Below are 20235 nucleotides of genomic sequence, written 5' to 3' on the forward strand. Positions count from 1 at the left end.
CTTCCTTTAATTGTATTGCTTTACTTTCTCTATTCCTTGTAAAACTCTTAACGTACCTCGCGCAAGAGCTAACATCACATTTTCTCCAGGAAATACATAGGTGTCAGCAATCCAACTTACTTGCTCGATAATTTTTTGATTCAGATAATCGTATCCAGCCAGATCACCTGTTAGAGCAATTGCATTGACATTTCCAGATACAACCGTACTCATCTTTCCTATCTCTTTTGCTACCTGGTAGGCTAAAATATCAAATACTTCCTTCACTTTCTCGGGTTGTGATCTCAACAATATTTTTAAATCAGCGCTTCTTTCAATATCTAAATAAGCTTTGATTCCACTCTTGTTAATTAACTGATGTTGTAATGCTTCCTTCGACATACCTGAATCAAAACTTAATTGTATCAAATCTTTATTCGGAATCGAACCTGCACGCTCAAATGAAAATGGACCGTCTCCATCAAAACCATTATTAACATCAATTACCTGTCCGTACTGATGAACACCAACTGTTATGCCACCACCCATATGGGCAATCACTAAACAAAGATCTTCATATGTTGCATGAAGTTGACTGGCAAGCGATCTTCCTACAGATTTCTGATTCAATGCATGAAAAATACTTTTCCGTTCAATCGAAGGTATGCCTGTCTTTTTTGCTATATCCAGCATCTCGTCTACTACGACAGGATCGACAATATAAGCATTGACATTCCATTCGTTTGCTATGTCAAAAGCTAATAATGCACCTAAATTAGAGACGTGGGTACCATTAATACTATCATTTAAATCTTTTACCATTTGCTCATTTACCTGATAGGTACCACCTTCAATCGGACGTAGTAGCCCACCGCTTCCACAGACAGCATCAATTGTAGAAATATCGATACCAATGGATTGGATGCTATCCATAATATTTCGCTTTCTTTCATCTCGTTGCGCGATTATGCCTTTCGCTACACATACATCTGTTAAAACGACCAGCTGTTCATATAAGCATTCGTCATTCTCAAACAGTGCTATTCTCGTACTTTCCACCAATGGATTGATAACTAAAATACGATAAATCTTTTTCGTCATGGAGCACCTCGATCAATCTTATATTTATCCATCTTATAATATAAATTACGAACAGAAATACCTAAGGATTTGGCTGTTTTCGTTTTATTAAAATCATGTTGTTGTAAAGCTAACATAATATAATCTTTTTCAAACTGATCGATCGCAGTCTGTAACGGCATATGAGAGCTAGCTCTATGTAAATGACGGGTTTCTTTTGAGTCATCTTTTTCTAACTGCTCTTTTGTAATCACATGGGTAAAAGCATCAGCTTCTAGCACGAGATTTTCAAGCGTTCTTTCTAGCTGAGCAATATTACCAGGCCATTCACACTTTTTCCAATATTCAATAACTTCCTTGTCTATTTTTGATATATTTGTATGATACCGTCGGTTAAGTTTAGCTAAAAGTGTACCTACTAACAATGAGATATCTTCTTGCCTTTCTCTTAAAGCTGGTAACGTAATTTGGTAACGTTGAATCATATTGTAAAAAGAATCTTTCCAATGTTCGGACAGTAGACCCTGTGAACATCCAAAAATCACTCGCAATTCTTCTATATTATCTACAAAGCTCAGTAATTGTCCTTGTTTTTCTTTTTCAATTATTTCATCCATATAAAAATATACTGTTCCATTTCTTCCGGATCGCAATACATGTTCCAACTCCATGCTCATATTGTTCGAATTTGCTAATGCAGAAAAGTTACATCTTATAAAAGGATGTGAATACCTATCGCTTAGAGTATGGATGACTCTTGCCAGCATATATTTTCCTGTTCCCATTTCCCCACGAATGAGTAGAGGGGTTTCCATCTTTGCATACAACTTAGCATGTTCGCGTGCAATATTGATTGCTGGCGACTCCCCAATGATATCGTCTATTTGGTAAGTCTTTTCTAATGTTCTGATGATTTTTTTGGCGAATTGAAGTTCTTGTTCACTTTTATTTAACTTATCTGCATTTAAAAACTGCACACAACCGATTAACTTCCCATATTTTTGAATTGGCTTACTTATGATCTCAATATGATTAGACATAACCTTATTATCTTCAAAAGTCTCCTTGATTTCTCGTCTAGATTCCATCGCTATTTCGGCTAATTTATGGACCCACTTGTCAGCATGTCTACTGATTGCGTGTAATTCATCCCACCAATCCTCACTACTTAACCATTCACTATGATCTACAAGTACTACACGAAATTTTGCATGACTATTGCGTAATTCCTGCAAGACTCCTTGAACTAAATCGATATTCGTTAATTGACTGACACGCTCATGGAATAAAGATAAAGGCTCGACCAGAATGACGACCCCTAGCAATTCTCCTTGCTCACTTAAGTAAGGGCTATATAGCGTTACGACTTGCTTTCGATTTCTTTTGGTGATATCGCGTTTTTCTATAGGATCATGCATTTGTTTAACGTCAGTTGTAGAAGCATTTTCAAGTAATCCATTAATTGAAACAGTGCTTATATCCCCATCCAAATCAAAAATATCTAGAGCTATCTTGTTTAGATAATTTATTTTATCGTTTTTATCTACCAATAATAAGCCAACTGGTAAGTTATGAAATAAATGGTCATATCTATCCAATATGTTTGCAGTTATTTTCATCACACCTTGCATTATTTTTCATACTCTTATGATAAAACTTCTTGCAATTTTTTGCAAGAATAGATAATTTCTTTTATTGTCGTTTTTTGCTATAATAAAATAAGAATTTATCAGCATTACTATGCTGATGGATAGCGAAACTTATCGTCCATTATATTATCTCCCACATAGCATATGAAAATACTGTGGCTTACGGACGGTTTGCGCGTAATCCATATATTACCAACGCGTGGTAGGAGGAAGTATTGTGAGAATTATAGCGTTATTGCTATTAGCCTTACCTGCTATATTAGCAACTTATGGTATTAAATTAATGAGAGATGCATTTTTCGGTGAGCTTACTGATATATTTATGCACATTATTGTTCAGTTCATTGTGGGACTAGGACTTTTCGCGGGAGGCTTATATTTTATCGGCGGATTTATCCTTCACAGAGATCGCAAACGACATTTAATAAAAGGTGGAAAAAAAAACAGGTATTCCCAATGAGGAATACCTGTTTTTTTATTCAAAGAAAGTGTTATACAATGCTTTAACTGATTCATTTACTTTATCAGCTTTTATCCCAAACATCATAGAGACTTCTGATGAGCCTTGGTTCATCATCTCAATATTGACATTTGCTTTAGTAAAGGCATGGGTTGCTTTATCAGCTAAGCCTACTGTACTATCCATCCCTTCGCCAACAACCATAATTAAAGCTAAGTCTCGATCCACACTTACAGTATCTGGATCAAGCTCGTCTTTAATTCGAGCAATTACACGTTCTTCTTTTTCTTTTGTAAGGCTTGATTCACGGATTATGACCGAAAGATCGTCAATTCCAGAAGGAGTATGTTCGAAAGAGATATCTTCATCTTCTAAAATCGTTAATAGTTTTCGACCAAAACCTAATTCCCTATTCATTAAATATTTACTTACATAAATGCTAATAAATCCAGTATCACTAGCAATTCCTACCACAGGATTTGGCTGCGGTTCCTTTTTCGATACAATAATCGTCCCCATTCCTTGAGGGTTGTTCGTATTTTTAATACAAACTGGAATATCTGCTTTAAAGGCTGGAATTAGTGCCTCATCATGGAAAACAGAGAAGCCTGCATAAGATAATTCACGCATTTCTTTGTATGTTAAAGAAGTAATTTCTTTTGGATTCTCGACTATCGTTGGATTTACACAATACACAGAATCCACATCTGTAAAGTTTTCATAGAGATCAGCTTTTACACCTGCCGCTACAATTGAACCTGTAATATCTGATCCACCACGGGAAAATGTAATTAATTTACCATCTTTTGTGTAACCAAAGAAGCCTGGAATAACTACTATCTCATCGCGTTCTCTTAATTTATAAAGCTGATTATAACTCTCATCTAAAATTTGCGCACTACCAGGATTGTCGCTTACCAATATACCAGCTTCTCCTGGGTTTAAATACGTTGCTTTAAGTCCTAACGATTGCAGATAAGCGCTTAAAACTTTTGCTAATGAATCTTCCCCTGTAGCTTTTAGCGCATCCATTTTTAGTGCGTCACTATCATCAGAAGCAAGTATCCCTTCTACGCCATCTCTTATCTCTTGGATAATTTTATCTGTTATGTTGAGTTCTTTCGTAATTTCGTGAAAGCGATCTAATACAATTTGTAACTTTCCTTGGTAATCTTGCTTGTTAAAGTATGCTTCACCTAATTCAATAAGCAGGTCCGTTACTTTGATGTCATCAGAAAATCTTTTTCCAGGTGCGGATACGACAATTACTTTACGTTCTTTATCATCTTGAATAATATTTGCTACTTTCTGTAATTGCTCAGCATTAGCTACTGAACTTCCTCCAAATTTAGCTACTTTCATGTTTTAACCTCTCCAATAATTATTTTTATGCCAATAAAAATATTATCACACTTTTATCAGAATTGTTAAACAAAAGTAGTGTCTAAACGCAAAAATATTGGAGTATTTAACCGCTTATGTGAATAAGATGAATGACATCTTAAAATTTTGGTTTAAATCAAATCATATAAACAGAGATTAGTATTAGGTAGGTCTTCTTATTTTGCAATAAACATTTGTGTCCAATAATTCCCTGATTTTACATATCCTACACCTACATGTGTATATTCACCATTTAAAATATTTGCTCGATGGCCACTTGAATTCATCCAAGCCTGTACGACTTGATAAGGGGTTTCCTGTCCTTGAGCGATATTTTCTGCAGCCGATCGATAGTTAATATTAAAATCATTCATCATATTAAAAGGAGATCCATATGTTGGACTTTGATGACTGAAATAATTATTTTGCTGCATATCCTGTGATTTATAACGGGCAACCCGTGACAATTGCCAGTCAGGCCTTAGTGGAGATAATCCGTATTTTGCTCTCTCTTGATTGGTATATTGAATAACTTGATGCTCAATCGATTTTATTTCATCCTTGGTTGGGATGGTTACTTTCTGGTTAGGATAGATTAGATCAGGATTTTCAATTTGTTGATTGGCTTCTATGATTTCAGATAAACCAATTTGATGCTTTTTTGAAATTTTCCAAAGACTTTCGCCAGGCTGGACGATATGAGTTGCGGCAAAGATTGATTGTACCGGAAACAGAATCATACATAAAGTAAATATTATCCCTATTATTTTTTTCATACCTACAGCTCCTTGAATTTTTTTCTATATTTCCCCATACAGCTGTTAATATTCGCTTAAATAATTGGAAATAACAAAGCGATCATGATAAAGTATCAATAGGTTGAAAAGGGTGGAGGGTTAGACTTGAATTGGAGATTTTGGGAAAGCATTACTTATGATGATTATGTTAATATCGCCATAAGTATAGGAATCGTATTAATTGCATTTATCCTAAGGAAACTTTTTATTAAATATATCTTTTACTTATTGTTGAAGTTAGCTAAAAAAGGAAAAAGCGACTTTTTCAATTATGTTTTAACAGCATTCGAAAAGCCATTACGTATGTTAATCATGATTATCGGTGTGTATATTGCTATCGGTTATTTTCCTTATATCAATCAAGAAAATGAGTTATTCGGTAAGGTCATTAGTGTGAGTTTTATTATCGTGATAACTTGGGGGTTGTACAATCTATCCTCTAGTTCTTCACTACTCTTTATGAAGATAAATGACAGTTTTAATTTTGAAATTGATCAAATTTTAATACCTTTTCTTTCAAAAGCTGTTCGTGTAATCATCATCGCCATTAGTTTCAGTATTATTGCTCAGGAATTTGATTACGAGGTAAGCGGTTTTGTTGCCGGGCTTGGTCTAGGTGGTCTTGCCTTTGCATTAGCTGCACAAGAAGTAATCAAAAATTTATTTGGTGGCGTTGTAATTATTACAGAAAAACCGTTTTCTATTGGTGATTGGATTCAGTCACCTAGTATTGAAGGGGTCGTTGAGGATATTAGCTTTCGTAGTACGATCATTCGTACTTTTGCTGATTCTGTGATTACTATTCCCAATGCCACATTATCAAATGAACCGATAACGAACTGGAGTCAAATGGGAAAAAGACGAATTTTCTTTAATTTAGGTGTAGAATATGGTACATCTAAAGAGCAGCTCGAAGAAGTAATCAAGCAAATTAGAGCCTATTTAGAAAATAATGAAGATATTCATCCAGAAACCATTTTTGTACGTTTTTCCGAATACAATGATAGCAGCTTAGATATTATGCTTTATTTCTTTACAAACACAATTGTTTGGGAAGAATACTTAAAAATAAAAGAGGAAGTAAATTTTAAAATTATGGAGATATTAGAAGAACAAAATGTTTCAGTCGCTTTCCCTTCCCGTTCGCTTTATTTAGATCAGGAAAGCCACGAATTTATGAAGAGCTTCCGTAAGAACAGCGATCAAAACACTAACTAGATACAAACTGCGAAGTAATGTGGTAATTAGATGTGCGGTCACCTAAGCGATAATTTTGACATATATCGTGATGATAATTACCACTCCGGCTGCCCACTTCCCTTTCCGTGGGGTTTGCCCTGAAGATCCACAGGAGTGAAAGTGAGCGGCCTTCGTTAAGCTATGCTCCACAACACTAATCAGAAATCAACCAATCGATTTCTCCACCATATGTAGTTTCGGAAGACACATTTTCTACAGCTTAGTATACAATTCTGATTAAGTGACAAGAAATCAAAGAGTTTAGTTCCATGAGTTCTATCCCTTCTATAACCAGAGCACAACTATAGCGTAGTATTCTGCCGGAGCGTATGGTAGCACTCAGCTAAATTCAGAGTAGCAGAGAGCAAATCCATGTCTAAGTTACTTCGCAGTTTATATATTTTGCCGATCATAATTAAATATTTAAAATAAAGTACGACCCGTTCCTAACAATGAAACGGGTGGTACTTTTATTTGGTTATATATTTAATAGCACTTTTTTGAATTTCATGAGAAGGATTGTCACTTTAAATTTGTGACAAGGTATTTATTCGTTAAATTAGCTTGCGCGATGCTCTAGTCTCAATCGATCTGCAACCATTGCAATAAATTCAGAATTGGTCGGCTTCGCCTTTGAGACACTTACCGTATATCCGAATAATGAAGAAATGGATTCCATGTTACCTCTGCTCCATGCTACTTCAATCGCATGGCGAATAGCTCTTTCCACGCGTGAAGCAGTAGTATTGAATTTGGATGCAATGTCTGGATATAACACTTTCGTTATCGAACCTAATAATTCAATGTCATTGTAAACCATCGTAATTGCTTCACGTAAATACATATATCCTTTAATATGCGCAGGTACACCTATTTCGTGAATAATGTGTGTGATATTTGCTTCTAGATCGAACTTTTTGTTCTGACTGCTGTTAGCAGAAGATCTCTGCTCATTATGTACCGCAGTTTGAATACCATGAACTTGTCTTATTTGCTCTGCAAGATGCTCCAAATCGAATGGTTTTAAGATAAAATACGATGCACCCAATCCAACAGCTTTTTTCGTTACTTCTTCCTGACCAAACGCAGTAAGCATAATAACATTAATGTGTTTAGTGTTATTATTTTGTTTTAGTTTAGATAGAACTGCTAAACCATCTATATGGGGCATAATAATATCTAACACGACAACATCAGGATTTAGTTCTTCTAGATTATCCAGACATTCCTTACCATTATATGCCTTACCTACTACTTCGATATCATCCTGATCTAGTAAGTATTCATCCATTAATTCTACAAGCTCTTGATTGTCATCAACTAACATAACCTTTGTCTTTTCCACAAAAAGTTCCTCCTTCAATTCTATGCTACAATTTTGATCCCACCTAATAAATTCGACAAAAGGAAGAAAAATCCTTCTTATCTTCTTAAAAAAAATATTTTTCTTTTAACTATCAGGTTTGTCGAAAAATCTTTATTTTAGCATAGCAAAATTATTCCAACTCATCAATACTTTTTATAAAAATAATTCCCATTCAAAAAAGTTAACCCGTTTCCATCATTAGATGAAACGGGCTTTTCAAGTTATTCTGAACCTCTTGAAAACGGGAGGACTATAGTATTAGCTTGCCTTTTTCTCTTCCTGTTTGTAAATATCTATTCCTGCTTCATTCAACATCCATTCAATGTGTACGCCATAGCCACTAGTCGGATCATTGACAAAAACATGTGTAACAGCACCAACCACTTTATCATTTTGAATAATAGGACTACCACTCATTCCTTGGACAATCCCACCAGTTGCATCCAATAAACGCTGATCTGTTATTTCTAATATGAGCCCTTTGGTTGCAGGTGCTGATTGCTCAACACTGTTGACAATCTCTACATCAAATGCTTCCACTTTTTCCCCGTTAATTACAGTTAATATCTGGGCAGGCCCTTCCTCTACTTCATTTGGTAATGCTATCGGCATTGGTTTTGACCATTTGCCTTCTTTAGGTGGCTCTTTTAATGTACCAAATATACCGAAAGGTGAATTTTTGGTTATATTTCCTAATTGAACATCATTAAATTTAAAATCTGCTTTCTTTTCTCCAGGAATCCCATTTTCCCCTTTTTTTATGTCAGTTATTTCCGAGCGGACAATGGATCCATCATTGATTTCTACTGGTTTTCGTGTGTCCATGTCAGAAATAATATGGCCTAAAGCACCGTATTTTTCTGTTGCTGGATCATAAAAAGTCATCGTGCCAATTCCAGCAGCTGAATCACGAATATATAAACCAATACGATAATCTTCTTCTTTAATGTCATATTGAGGTGTTAAATCAGTTTCAATGGTCTGCTGTCCGCGTTTAATCTCAACATCTAATGATTTATTGTTTTCTCCAGCTTCCTTAACAATTGGTGCTACTTCCTCCATATTTGAAATGGATTTATCATTGATCGATATGATGCTGTCACCGACTTGAATATTTGCTTCCTCTCCTGGTGATGATGTTCCGTCATCAGTTGTAACTAAATGGTGACCAACAACTAAAACTCCCTCGGTTTGTAAATTGATTCCTATCGATTGACCACCAGGAATAATACGAAAATCATCATACACATCGACTTTTACTTTTTTAACTGGAAATTGACCTACTGTGTAGGTGACTTCATCACTTCCACTTTCCTCAAGTGAATACTTCATCAAATCTGTAGCATAATGAACGGAATCACCATTCATCGCGGATACCGAGACATCATCACCTAATGTTGGTAATGAAACAGGTTCTGGCTGAGAAAAGGTTTTAATTTGGTTTGGGATGGAAAGGTATATTTGAAATGGTGAATACCATGGAAGTACAAATAATATGACAAGGAGTATTAATCCTATACTTTTTCTTACATAATCATTTTTCACAACATCGCCCTCCTTGTAAGTACAGACTGTTTTTGATCTGTATCATTAATTTGACCTTAAGGAGGGCTTTTTAAACCCGTTAAACATAACAAAATCGGGTGAAGTTTTCCACTTGTAGAAATGTTTTGCCGGGATACTATTATCTTTTATGATTCATTTCAATTAATTCTTTTGCATGTGTTCTGGATGTTTCTGTTAATTCAGCACCAGTAATCATCTTGCCAATTTCATCAATTCTTTGATCAAACGATAATTCTTGGATAGTTGTATGTGTTCGATTTTGCTTTACAACTTTTTCAATTTTTAAATGCGTATCAGCTATGGAAGCTACTTGTGGCAGGTGCGTAATGCAAAGAACTTGTGATCCGACTGATATATTATAAATCTTGTCAGCCATCGCCTGGGCAACACGGCCACTAACTCCCGTATCGACTTCATCAAAAATGACACTTGTAATTCCTTGATGCTTCGAAAAAATATTTTTGAGCGCTAACATAATTCGTGACATTTCTCCACCCGAGGCAATTCGATCCAATTCTTTAACTGGTTCTCCAGGATTGGTTGAAATTAAAAACCTTACTTGGTCAATTCCATCTTCATGCGGTGTAACATTTTTCCCTTCAAAAGGAACACCTTTTTCTTTGGAAGGAATGAATACGTCCACTTGGAAATTGGTTTTCTCTAAATAGAGGTCCTTTAGTTCCATTAAAACGGCTTTTTCCAATTGTTTAGCAGCTTTCTTCCTAATGTTATGCAACTCTTTAGCTTCTAATAATAAATCATTTGCTGCTTCTTGTACCATTTCGGATAAATTGGCAAGATGCTGATCACGATTTTTGATTTCATCTAATTCTTCCTCAATTTTGGCACTATATGTCATAATTTCTTCAACACTTTGACCATACTTTCTTTTCAATTGATCGATTTCATACAACCTTGATTCAATTAATTCTAACCTGCCTGGTTCATAATCCATACTCTCAAGGTGTTGTCTGATTTGATAAGATATTTCTTCAATCAAATAGTAATGGTCTACATATTGTTGTTGCAATTTTTGAATGTCTTTATTATGTTCACCAGCTTCTTCAAGGTTATTAGCAGCATGTGACAACCAGTCCAACCCTTTTTGTTCACCGTGTAATGCATTATAAGCATCGTTTAAATTTTTATGGATCGTTTCGAAATGATGTAATTTATTGCGTTCATCGGTAAGCACTATGTCTTCGTTTGGTTGTAGATCAGCATTTTGAATTTCATTTAATTGAAATTCTAATAAATCAATTCGTTGAGCCAACTCTTGTTCATTTTTATTATTGGCTTCGTATTTATATTTTAGTTCTTTCCAATGCTGATATAACTTTTGATAGTGGTTCTTAAACCGGGAATGATTCGACTGATAAAAATAATCCAATAACTCGATGTGTTTATCCTGATTCAGTAATGCTTGTGTTTCATGTTGACTATGTATATCTAAGACGGTTTGTCCAATTTCTTTTAATATGGCTAAAGTTGTAAGTTTACCATTAATGCGACAAATACTCTTACCTGAATGGGAAATAGTCCGGTGAAGAACTAGCATATGATCTTCCATTATATCTATTCCTAATTCCTTTGCCTTCTGATAAACAGGGTGCTTAGTATCATCAATGATAAATAAACCTTCTAATTCCGCCTTCTTTTCACCGTGACGAACATATTCAACCGATCCCCTTCCACCAATCAACAAACCTACCGCATCGATAATAATCGACTTCCCTGCACCTGTTTCTCCTGTTAATACCGTTAGACCTTTTTGAAATGGAATATGAAGTTCATCAATAATAGCAAAATTTTTAATGGATAATTCGGCTAACATATGCTCACCACCTTATAACATATCTAAAAACTTTTCCTTAAGTGCTTCTGCTTCTTCTATTGTCTTACATATAATCAGAATCGTATCATCACCACAAATACAGCCGACAATTTCTTCCCAACCCAAATTATCAATTAACGCTCCCATTGCCTGTGCATTCCCTGGCAATGTTTTCATGACTATGAAATGTGTAGCTGTATCAATACTAATAAATGCATCCATAATAAATCTCTTTAATTTGTTTAAAGGATTAAATTTTTGATCAGCCGGTAAACTATATTTATACCTGCCATCTGTAGTAGGTACCTTCACCAAGTGCAATTCTTTAATATCTCGTGAAATGGTTGCTTGGGTAATACCATAGCCTTGACTTCTAAGTTCCTCAACTAAATCATCTTGTGTTTCAATTTCATTTTCGGTAATGATCTCACGAATTTTAATATGTCGTTGAGCTTTGTTCATGGTTCTTCCTCCCGGTTTACTTGTTCATATAAAGTGAGCAAAACTTATCAGGGAGTTCGCGTCTGTTACCCTTAAACTTATCCTTGTGTTACTTGAAGCTTGAAGTGGGACTTACAGACGTTTAGCACCGTGATAAAATGGACTACTTTAACAGGTAGTCCAATTGGATTTAATGATCTAATGCCTGGTGTGATTCTGCTACTATTTTTTCTGTTAAGGCCAAGAAGTCGGTTTCCTCGCTTGTTTCGTCTCTGGATTTCCCCAATAAGCCCAGATATTCGATGTTGCCGTCGCCTCCAGTTATTGGTGAAAATGTAACATCCAGAATTTGAAACCCTGTTTCTTTAGCAAAAGTCAATATATTTTGTAATACTTGTAAATGGATGGACGGATCTCTCACAATTCCTTTCTTCCCAACTTGTTCTCTTCCAGCTTCGAATTGTGGCTTGATTAAGATTACCGCCTGACTGTCTACTGATAACAAATGAAAGAGCGGTGGTAAAATTAAGCGTAAAGATATGAAAGAAACATCTACTGTAGCAAAATTAGGTATCTCCTTCGTAAGCATATCTGGTGTTACGTATCGAAAGTTGGTTCTTTCCATAACAACTACTCTTGGATCATTTCGCAATTTCCAATCTAATTGGTTGTAGCCCACATCAATTGCATAGCTCAATCTAACTCCGTTTTGTAATGCACAATCTGTAAATCCACCAGTAGACGAACCTACGTCAACCATTACTTTATCGTTTAAATTTAACGAAAAATATTCAATCGCTTTTTCAAGTTTTAATCCACCACGTCCAACATATGGTATCGCCTTACCTTTTATATCAATCGGGATATCATCTTTCACCTTAGTACCAGGTTTGTCCATACGTTGCCCTTCAGAAAAGACAAGGCCAGCCATGATCGTTCTTTTTGCCTTCTCCCTGGATTCACTTAAGCCGCGATCAACTATTAATTGATCTAATCTAATTTTTTTACTCATTATTCATCATGCCCTTTTTTGCTTATCATTACTTACGGCTAATAACTTTTTTAGTTCGACAACTATTTGTTCTTTTGTTAAGTCGATTTCCTCCAGTAATTCTTTGACATTACCGTGCTCAATATATCGATCAGGGATGCCCATTCTTTTGATTTGCGGATGATAATTATTTTCTTCTGCAAATTCAAGTATCGCAGAACCAAAACCACCTTTAAGTACTGCTTCTTCCACAGTTAATATCGGTATATTTTTACGCATTCTGTCATGCAATATTTGTTCATCCAACGGCTTAATGAACCTTGCATTAATGACTTCAACTTGAACACCTTGCTTTTGCAAAAATTCACTCGCAGCAAGAGACATAGCAATGGTAGTACCAAATGTTAAAATAACTGCATCGGTTCCTTGTTTTAATACTTCCCATTGACCAATCGGCAATGTTTTTAAATCTTGATCCATTTCTACACCTAATCCATTTCCTCTTGGGAACCGTACAGCAATAGGTCCTTCATTATAAGAAATAGCAGTGTTTACCATATGCTGGCACTCATTTTCATCTTTCGGCATCATAATGACCATGTTAGGTAAATGGCGCAAGAAAGCAATATCAAAAACTCCTTGATGTGTTTCACCATCAGCACCTACTAATCCCGCACGATCAATTCCGAAAGCAACGTTCAAGTTTTGCCGACAAACATCATGAACTAATTGATCATATGCCCTTTGTAAAAATGTGGAATATATCGCCAGAAAAGGTTTCATACCTTGTGTTGCCAGACCCGCAGATAATGTGGTGGCATGTTGTTCAGCAATTCCCACGTCAAATAAACGATCTTGATATTTTTCCTGGAATTTATCCAGTTTGGACCCAAGTATCATAGCTGGTGTGATTACAGCAAGGCGTTCATCTTTTCCAGCAATATTTTCTAATGTATCACTGACAACTTGGCTCCAAGCTGGTGCCGAATTAGCAGGCTTAATTTTTTCACCTGAATCGATTTTATAAGGACCTACCCCATGCCATTTATCTTTCTTATCAGATTCAGCAGGGTAATAGCCTTTTCCTTTTTGCGTGATTACATGAACAAGTACAGGGCCTTGTGTTTTCTTGGCATATGCAATATTTTCTTCTAAATCCTTAAAATCATGACCGTCCACGGGGCCAAAATAGGTAAAACCAAATTCCTCAAACAACATACCCGGAACCATAAAATATTTCATACTATCCTTCACTCGTTCCGCTGTTTGAGCAATCATACCACCGACTGCCGGAATTCTCTTTAGCAGGATTTCTAACTCATCTTTAACACGATTATATTTACCGGCACTTCTCATTCTTCCCAACGCATTATGTAATGCCCCGACATTGCCTGCGATGGACATTTCATTATCATTGAGTATAACCGTGATATTTTTCTTTTCGTGACCAATATGATTTAGTGCTTCCAACGCCATACCACCTGTTAAAGCACCATCGCCAATAATAGGAACTACATAATTATTAGCTTGTTTCATATCACGAGCAATCGCCATGCCCATGGCTGCAGACAGAGATGTTGAACTGTGTCCTGTTTCCCAAACATCATGTTCACTTTCCGTCATTTTAGGAAAACCACAAAGTCCTTTATACTGTCTCAAGGTATCAAATTGCTCTGTACGTCCTGTCAGCATTTTATGAATATAAGATTGATGTCCGACGTCAAAGATTAATTTATCTTCAGGACTATTAAATTGTTTGTGCAATGCAAGCGTTAGTTCTACTACACCTAAATTAGCTCCTAAGTGACCGCCCGTTACCGATAATTTTTCAATCAGAAACTGACGTATTTCACCAGCTAAGAGCTCTAGTTCTTCCGTGTTTAATTGTTTAAGAAATGTTGGATTTTTGATCCTGGTTAGATCCATGAAGGAATCCTCCCTACTATTATTCAAGATTCGCCTTATTTATTCGACAATACTTTTATTTTAAATTTTTCTTCTAAAAATGCAATTATTTTACCAACAATAAAAATAATGTTGGTTGAAGAGTGAATGGCTAAGAACTTCCCCAACGCCTTTCCTCCAACGGTTAAAGCTGCTACAAGGCTTGTAAGAATGACGTTAATGGATAAATGAAAGGAGGTACCTTCCGCATAACCAAACCCATTCGAAATTTGCAATACTACAATTGCAGATGCTGTCCCACTTATTATACCAGAAATGTCTCCAATCACATCATTACAAAAGCTGGCAAACCGATCAGCGTTTCTGACAATTTGTATCGCTTGCTTGGAACCGCTTACCTTCTCTGCTGCCATTGCGTGAAATGGAACTTCATCTGCAGCAGTTGCTGCTATCCCTAGCATATCAAAAAACACACCGATAAATACAATAATAAATACGATCACTAAACCAATGATCGACATTACACCACTTAATATCGAAGAAGACACTATTGAAAAAATAGCCGCTAACACAAACGTGATAACGGCAATGCTTAAACTGAATTTTATCGACTTTTGTAATTGTTTTTTATCCATATCAAAACCCCGTTAACTGGTTACATTATGTAGCAGGAATGGAATGGTCACTTAAAAGGTAAAAACTGCGGCTTAGGTCCAGTAGGTTTTCCCAGACAGGTACCGAGTGTTGCCACTCTGGCGGTTCCCCTTTAAACCTGTCTTAGCGCAGTCACCCAACGCTAGACTGGATTACCACTTAGTCCGCACTATAATCCCTTTTAAATGTCCTCTTATGGAACAGTCTAGGAGATTTCCTCAACAACCCTTAACCGTTCCCTAGCCTCTTTTGCAGTACGAATTTCATACAGAAAAACATGTCCTTAACTAGTGGCCATCCAGTTAAGAACACTTTGTTGCCTGTAATCCCCTTCGCACCACTCAAGGCAGGCTACGCTACGAATAAGGGTTTCCCCAACCCTTATTACATAGGTTCATACCCCATTCCATACTTTATTCTTGGCTAAGAATAAAATACAGAGATGGGCCTCCGCGGAAGAAGGGTCGTCGCCCACATGCCTTTGTGGATCGCCCTTCAACCTTAACTCCCAGCATCGACCCAAGGCTGGGCGCCTCAAGCCGACACAAGGAACTTCATCGATGTGCCCTTTGGCGGATTTTTAGGCCCGCCTTCAGAAACGGAGGATTGACTAGAATACTGCACCATCCCATTGACTTACTTTAAATATAACATGTTTCTTGTTTTTTCACAATATTATTACTGGTTTCGTTCACTTAAATAGCTACTTATCAAAGCCAGATCGGTATTTTCTAATCCGACTTTCTGCAAGCATCTTGCTGCTTCTTTAACATATTTCGTTTTATATTGTTTCGCTCCTTCTAATCCCATTATGCTTGGATATGTGCTTTTTTCATTATCAACATCACTGCCTACGCGTTTACCGATTATTTCCTGATCACCTTCGATATCTAAAATATCATCTTGAATTTGAAATATGATACCAAGGTAATCACCAAATTTCTTTAGTGTTTCCATTTTATCTAGTGAGACGCCTGCTAAGAATCCACCTATTTCTACCGCAAATGAAATAAGCCTTCCAGTTTTCAAATGATGGATTCTTTCTAAATTCGAAATCGATATAGTCTGATTTTCTGCTTCCATATCCAAATATTGCCCTGCTACCATTCCTTCTAAACCGCTTGCTTTCGATAATTTGGTAATGATGCTAACTTTTTCTTGATCGGTATATAAATTTGAAGTTGTAATGACATGAAAACTATTCGTGAGTAGGCCATCTCCTGCTAAGATAGCGGTGGCTTCGTCATACTTTTTGTGATTAGTAAGTTGTCCCCTGCGATACGTATCATCATCCATCGCAGGGAGGTCATCATGTATCAAGGAATACGTGTGAATCATTTCTAATGCTACTGCAGCAGGATATACCTTCTCCGGATCTCCACCTAGTCCTGTACAAGTTAGTTTCATCAAAAGCGGACGTAACCTTTTTCCTCCCGCTTCAATGGAATATAGAACAGATTCTCTTAATCGATCAGGTATATCTAGTCTTGTAATATAAGAAGTTAAAGCATTATTTAATTGTTGCTGTTCTTTATCTAATAAATTTTGCAATGATTGATCCACTTAATTTTCCTCCTGGATTTCGAAGCTAGAACGTTCGTTATCTTCACGTAAAATTTCTTTCATTTGTTTCTCGGCATTTACTAACTTATCATGGCATATTTTCGATAGTTTGGAACCTTCTGCATAATACTCCATTGCTTTTTCTAACGGAACTTCCCCTTCCTCCATCTTGTTGACAATCGATTCTAATTGGGCTAATGCTTCTTCAAATGATAATTCCTTCTTTGTTTCACTCATGTATTCTCTCCCTTTCTAATTTCTTGTGCTAGACATTCTACAAAACCGTCTGACAATTGGATGGTTAATGAATGATCCTTTTCCACCTGTTCAACACTGCGAATAATATCATTTTCCTCAGAGTATGTAATCGAATAACCTCTACTCATAATGCGAGTTGGATTTAAAAGATCTAATTGTGCTAAATGCTTACTAAAACGATTTTCCTTTTGATCCATCTGATGTTTGCTAGCTCGATATAAACGTTTTAACAAATGTTGTACTTGTTCGTTTTGTTTTTCCAGTTGCTTATCAATATGGAGACGTTGATAACGTTGATTCAAATATTTAAAATAATCTTCTTTTGATTGAACGGTATGATGTAACTGTTTCGTCAACTGATCCACTGCCCTGTCAAGCCTTTGTTCTTTTTCTTCTACTAATCGTCTAGGATACTTGAACACGTATGAACTTTCAATCGAAATCAACTTTTCACTGGAACGCTCGATTTTATTTCGAGTATTGTTCTCCAAAAACTGACGTATCTTCTTAAGCTTGTCTAATAATTCTAATTGCGATGGTACAGCCATTTCAGCAGCTGCTGTAGGAGTCGGCGCACGTAAATCTGCCACCATATCGCTAATGGTTACATCTGTTTCGTGACCAACAGCAGATATTACCGGAAGTTCAGATTGAAAGATTGCTCTAGCAACGTCTTCTTCATTAAAAGACCATAATTCTTCTAAAGAACCTCCACCTCTACCCACTATCATCAAATCAAGTTCATCGATCTGATTTGCTTTTTTGATCCCATTTACGATAGAGGTTGCTGACTGTTTTCCTTGCACTAATACAGGAATAATTAAAATGTTGGCAAGCGGATAGCGTCTTTCCATTGTTGTTAATATATCACGGATAGCTGCCCCTGTTGGTGAAGTCAATACCGCAATATGCTGCGGATATTTTGGTAAAGCCTTTTTATGTATTGGATCAAATAGACCTTCTTTTGAAAGTTTTTCTTTTAATTGTTCAAAAGCTAAATGAAGAGCACCAATTCCATCGGGTTGTAATTCCTGTATATATAACTGATATTGGCCTTGTGATTCAAAGACACTCACATAGCCGGTAATTAAAACCTTCATTCCATTCTCTGGTCGAAAAGAAAGATCTTGATTTTGTCTATGAAACATGACGGCACGAATACTTGTATGATCATCTTTAATAGTCATATACATATGACCTCTAGAGTGATGCTTAAAATTCGATATCTCACCCCTTAACCAAATATGATTAAGATGTCTGTCAACGTCAAATTTCTTTTTTATGTACTTTGTTAGCGCAGTCACGGATAAATATTTATCTTCCACAACATCATCCCTTTTAATCAATTCTTTTGCAATAAAAGGTCATTCTAATGATAAGAATGACCTTTTATTTCCATATTAAAATAACTGAAGCTGTTTCACAAGTTAATTCTTAAAGAGGTTGTTCAAAAAGCCGCCACCACCTGATAAGCGCGCATTTTTCTTTTATCTTGGCAACTTTTTAAATAAACACTTATAATAATCCGTTCGCTTTTTTAGCGGATTTAATTGTATTATGCATTAACATTGTTATCGTCATTGGACCAACACCTTTTGGAACTGGTGTTATATAACTAGCCTTTTCTTTGGCAGAATCAAAGTCAACATCTCCTGTAAGTGATCCATCTTCCACTCTGTTAACACCTACATCGATCACGATAGCACCTTCTTTTATATGATCCCCATTGATAAAATGAGCTTTTCCCACTGCCACTATCAATATATCAGCAGACGCTATGTATTGTTCCATATTTTTCGTCCGGGAATGACAATAGGTAACTGTTGCATTTTCACTTAAAAGCAATTGTCCTACTGGTTTTCCTACAATATTACTTCTTCCAATGACAACTGCATGCTTTCCTTCTAACGAAATATTTTTTGATTTCATCATTTGAATAATACCATAAGGTGTACAAGGATAGAATGTATCTTTTCCGGTCATCATACGACCAATACTTATGGGATGAAAACCGTCTACATCCTTCTCAGGCGAAATCGCTTCAATAATGACTTCCTCATCTATGTGTGCAGGTAGTGGTAACTGCACTAAGATTCCATGGACCGTATCTTTTTTATTTAATGTATCAATAAGAGATAATAATTCTTCTTGTGTAGTTGATTTTGGTAACTCAATTAATTCTGAATCAACCCCAACGTAATCTGATGCTTTTTGTTTACCTCTTACATATGATTTCGAAGCAGGATCATCACCTATTAAAACTACGGTTAATCCTGGAATAATCCCTTTATCACGGAGTCCTGTTACTTCATCCTTCATTTCATCTCTTAAAGATTGTGCTAACTCACTGCCATAAATAACTTCTGCTGACACAATAGCTCCCCCTTATTTTATCATTTTTGATAATACACCATTGATAAACTTTCCTGATTTATCATCACCGAAAACATGTGCAATTTCTATCGCTTCGTTGATTACCACACTTTCGGGTGCATCTTTTAAATAAAATAATTCATATACAGCCATACGAAGTAGTGTTCTTTCCACTAGGGCTACTCTTTCCAATGACCACTTCTCTAAATGACCTTTGATTCTTTCATCAATCTCTTGTTTGTTTTCAGCAACTCCGCGCACCATATTTAATATAAACGGATCGTGTTCGTTCTCATCTAATGTGTGTTCAATAGTAGTTGCCAAATCATATTCCTCAGTATCCAATGAAAATAAAATTTGTAATGCTTTCTCACGCGCAGTTCTTCGTTTCATGTACTTATTCTTCTCCTTATCACGGTCATATTCTTCACTTTCAAATGATATCATGTTATCAATCGGAATGCCATTAAATCTTATCTTTCCTCGACAGAAAATAAAGATACTAAGAAAAACCAAGCATTACCCCAGTTCTTATTAAATACTAGATACATACTGCGAAGTAATGAAAATTTGTGAAGTGTGGTCATCTTCCATTCTGATTGATGATGAGTGCTCACATACGCTCCGGCAGAATACTGCGCTTTCCGTGGGCTCGGCTTCAGCTAACTTGGTGAAGAAAGGCACTTCACCAAGTGGA

Annotated in this window: 18 protein-coding genes; 2 read left to right on the plus strand and 16 right to left on the minus strand. The window is 36.1% G+C overall.

What is annotated here, in order from left to right:
* Positions 1 to 6: 6 nt before the first annotated feature.
* Both buk and D569_RS0106750 read right to left on the minus strand, forming a co-directional pair.
* The gene (gene buk, locus D569_RS0106745) at positions 7 to 1080 is read right to left on the minus strand and encodes a butyrate kinase (protein ID WP_018931648.1); all 1074 of its coding nucleotides are present in this window, start codon (positions 1078 to 1080) and stop codon (positions 7 to 9) included.
* Positions 1077 to 2690 (minus strand): sigma-54-dependent Fis family transcriptional regulator, encoded by a 1614-nt coding sequence (locus tag D569_RS0106750; protein ID WP_018931649.1) that lies wholly within the window; start codon positions 2688 to 2690, stop codon positions 1077 to 1079. Before D569_RS0106750 ends, buk begins: the two co-directional genes overlap by 4 nt.
* A gap of 235 nt (positions 2691 to 2925) precedes the next feature.
* On the opposite strand from D569_RS0106750, the gene D569_RS0106755 reads away from it, so the two are divergent.
* Positions 2926 to 3168: a DUF2627 family protein gene (locus tag D569_RS0106755; protein ID WP_018931650.1), complete on the plus strand. Its 243-nt coding sequence runs from the start codon at positions 2926 to 2928 to the stop codon at positions 3166 to 3168.
* A 15-nt stretch (positions 3169 to 3183) separates the two neighbouring features.
* Here D569_RS0106755 and D569_RS0106760 read toward each other — a convergent pair whose 3' ends face one another.
* A complete protein-coding gene (locus tag D569_RS0106760) occupies positions 3184 to 4530 on the minus strand; it encodes an aspartate kinase (RefSeq protein WP_018931651.1) in 1347 nt (448 codons plus the stop codon).
* Positions 4531 to 4727: 197 nt separating this feature from the next.
* The gene (gene safA / locus D569_RS0106765) at positions 4728 to 5327 is read right to left on the minus strand and encodes a SafA/ExsA family spore coat assembly protein (RefSeq protein ID WP_018931652.1); all 600 of its coding nucleotides are present in this window, start codon (positions 5325 to 5327) and stop codon (positions 4728 to 4730) included.
* A gap of 126 nt (positions 5328 to 5453) precedes the next feature.
* On the opposite strand from safA, the gene D569_RS0106770 reads away from it, so the two are divergent.
* Positions 5454 to 6566, plus strand: coding sequence for a mechanosensitive ion channel family protein (locus tag D569_RS0106770; RefSeq protein WP_018931653.1), 1113 nt, complete (start codon positions 5454 to 5456; stop codon positions 6564 to 6566).
* Positions 6567 to 7146: 580 nt separating this feature from the next.
* Here D569_RS0106770 and spo0A read toward each other — a convergent pair.
* The 12 genes from spo0A to nusB form a co-directional block, all read right to left on the minus strand.
* Complete coding sequence (gene spo0A, locus D569_RS0106775) at positions 7147 to 7932, minus strand: sporulation transcription factor Spo0A (RefSeq protein WP_018931654.1); 786 nt, start codon at positions 7930 to 7932, stop codon at positions 7147 to 7149.
* A 279-nt stretch (positions 7933 to 8211) separates the two neighbouring features.
* Positions 8212 to 9498, minus strand: a complete 1287-nt coding sequence (spoIVB, locus tag D569_RS0106780; RefSeq protein WP_018931655.1) for a SpoIVB peptidase — start codon at positions 9496 to 9498, stop codon at positions 8212 to 8214.
* 139 nt (positions 9499 to 9637) lie between these two features.
* Entirely contained in the window at positions 9638 to 11353 is a 1716-nt protein-coding gene (gene recN, locus D569_RS0106785) for a DNA repair protein RecN (RefSeq protein WP_018931656.1), read from the minus strand.
* A 12-nt stretch (positions 11354 to 11365) separates the two neighbouring features.
* Positions 11366 to 11815, minus strand: a complete 450-nt coding sequence (gene ahrC / locus D569_RS0106790) for a transcriptional regulator AhrC/ArgR (protein WP_018931657.1) — start codon at positions 11813 to 11815, stop codon at positions 11366 to 11368.
* A 169-nt stretch (positions 11816 to 11984) separates the two neighbouring features.
* On the minus strand, positions 11985 to 12806 hold the full coding sequence (locus D569_RS0106795; protein ID WP_018931658.1) for a TlyA family RNA methyltransferase: 822 nt from the start codon (positions 12804 to 12806) through the stop codon (positions 11985 to 11987).
* A 6-nt stretch (positions 12807 to 12812) separates the two neighbouring features.
* Entirely contained in the window at positions 12813 to 14711 is a 1899-nt protein-coding gene (gene dxs, locus D569_RS0106800) for a 1-deoxy-D-xylulose-5-phosphate synthase (protein WP_018931659.1), read from the minus strand.
* Positions 14712 to 14746: 35 nt separating this feature from the next.
* Positions 14747 to 15325 (minus strand): hypothetical protein, encoded by a 579-nt coding sequence (locus D569_RS0106805; RefSeq protein ID WP_018931660.1) that lies wholly within the window; start codon positions 15323 to 15325, stop codon positions 14747 to 14749.
* Positions 15326 to 16022: 697 nt separating this feature from the next.
* A complete protein-coding gene (locus D569_RS0106810; RefSeq protein WP_018931661.1) occupies positions 16023 to 16907 on the minus strand; it encodes a polyprenyl synthetase family protein in 885 nt (294 codons plus the stop codon).
* Positions 16908 to 17144, minus strand: coding sequence for an exodeoxyribonuclease VII small subunit (gene xseB, locus D569_RS0106815; RefSeq protein ID WP_018931662.1), 237 nt, complete (start codon positions 17142 to 17144; stop codon positions 16908 to 16910).
* Entirely contained in the window at positions 17141 to 18490 is a 1350-nt protein-coding gene (xseA, locus tag D569_RS0106820) for an exodeoxyribonuclease VII large subunit (RefSeq protein ID WP_026287249.1), read from the minus strand. The genes xseB and xseA overlap by 4 nt, the downstream gene beginning before the upstream one ends.
* Positions 18491 to 18680: 190 nt before the next feature.
* A complete protein-coding gene (folD, locus tag D569_RS0106825; RefSeq protein ID WP_018931664.1) occupies positions 18681 to 19538 on the minus strand; it encodes a bifunctional methylenetetrahydrofolate dehydrogenase/methenyltetrahydrofolate cyclohydrolase FolD in 858 nt (285 codons plus the stop codon).
* A 12-nt stretch (positions 19539 to 19550) separates the two neighbouring features.
* Positions 19551 to 19931, minus strand: coding sequence for a transcription antitermination factor NusB (nusB, locus tag D569_RS0106830; protein ID WP_026287250.1), 381 nt, complete (start codon positions 19929 to 19931; stop codon positions 19551 to 19553).
* Positions 19932 to 20235 lie beyond the last annotated feature (304 nt).

Source organism: Gracilibacillus lacisalsi DSM 19029 (assembly GCF_000377765.1).
GTDB classification, from domain to species: Bacteria; Bacillota; Bacilli; order Bacillales; family Amphibacillaceae; genus Gracilibacillus; species Gracilibacillus lacisalsi.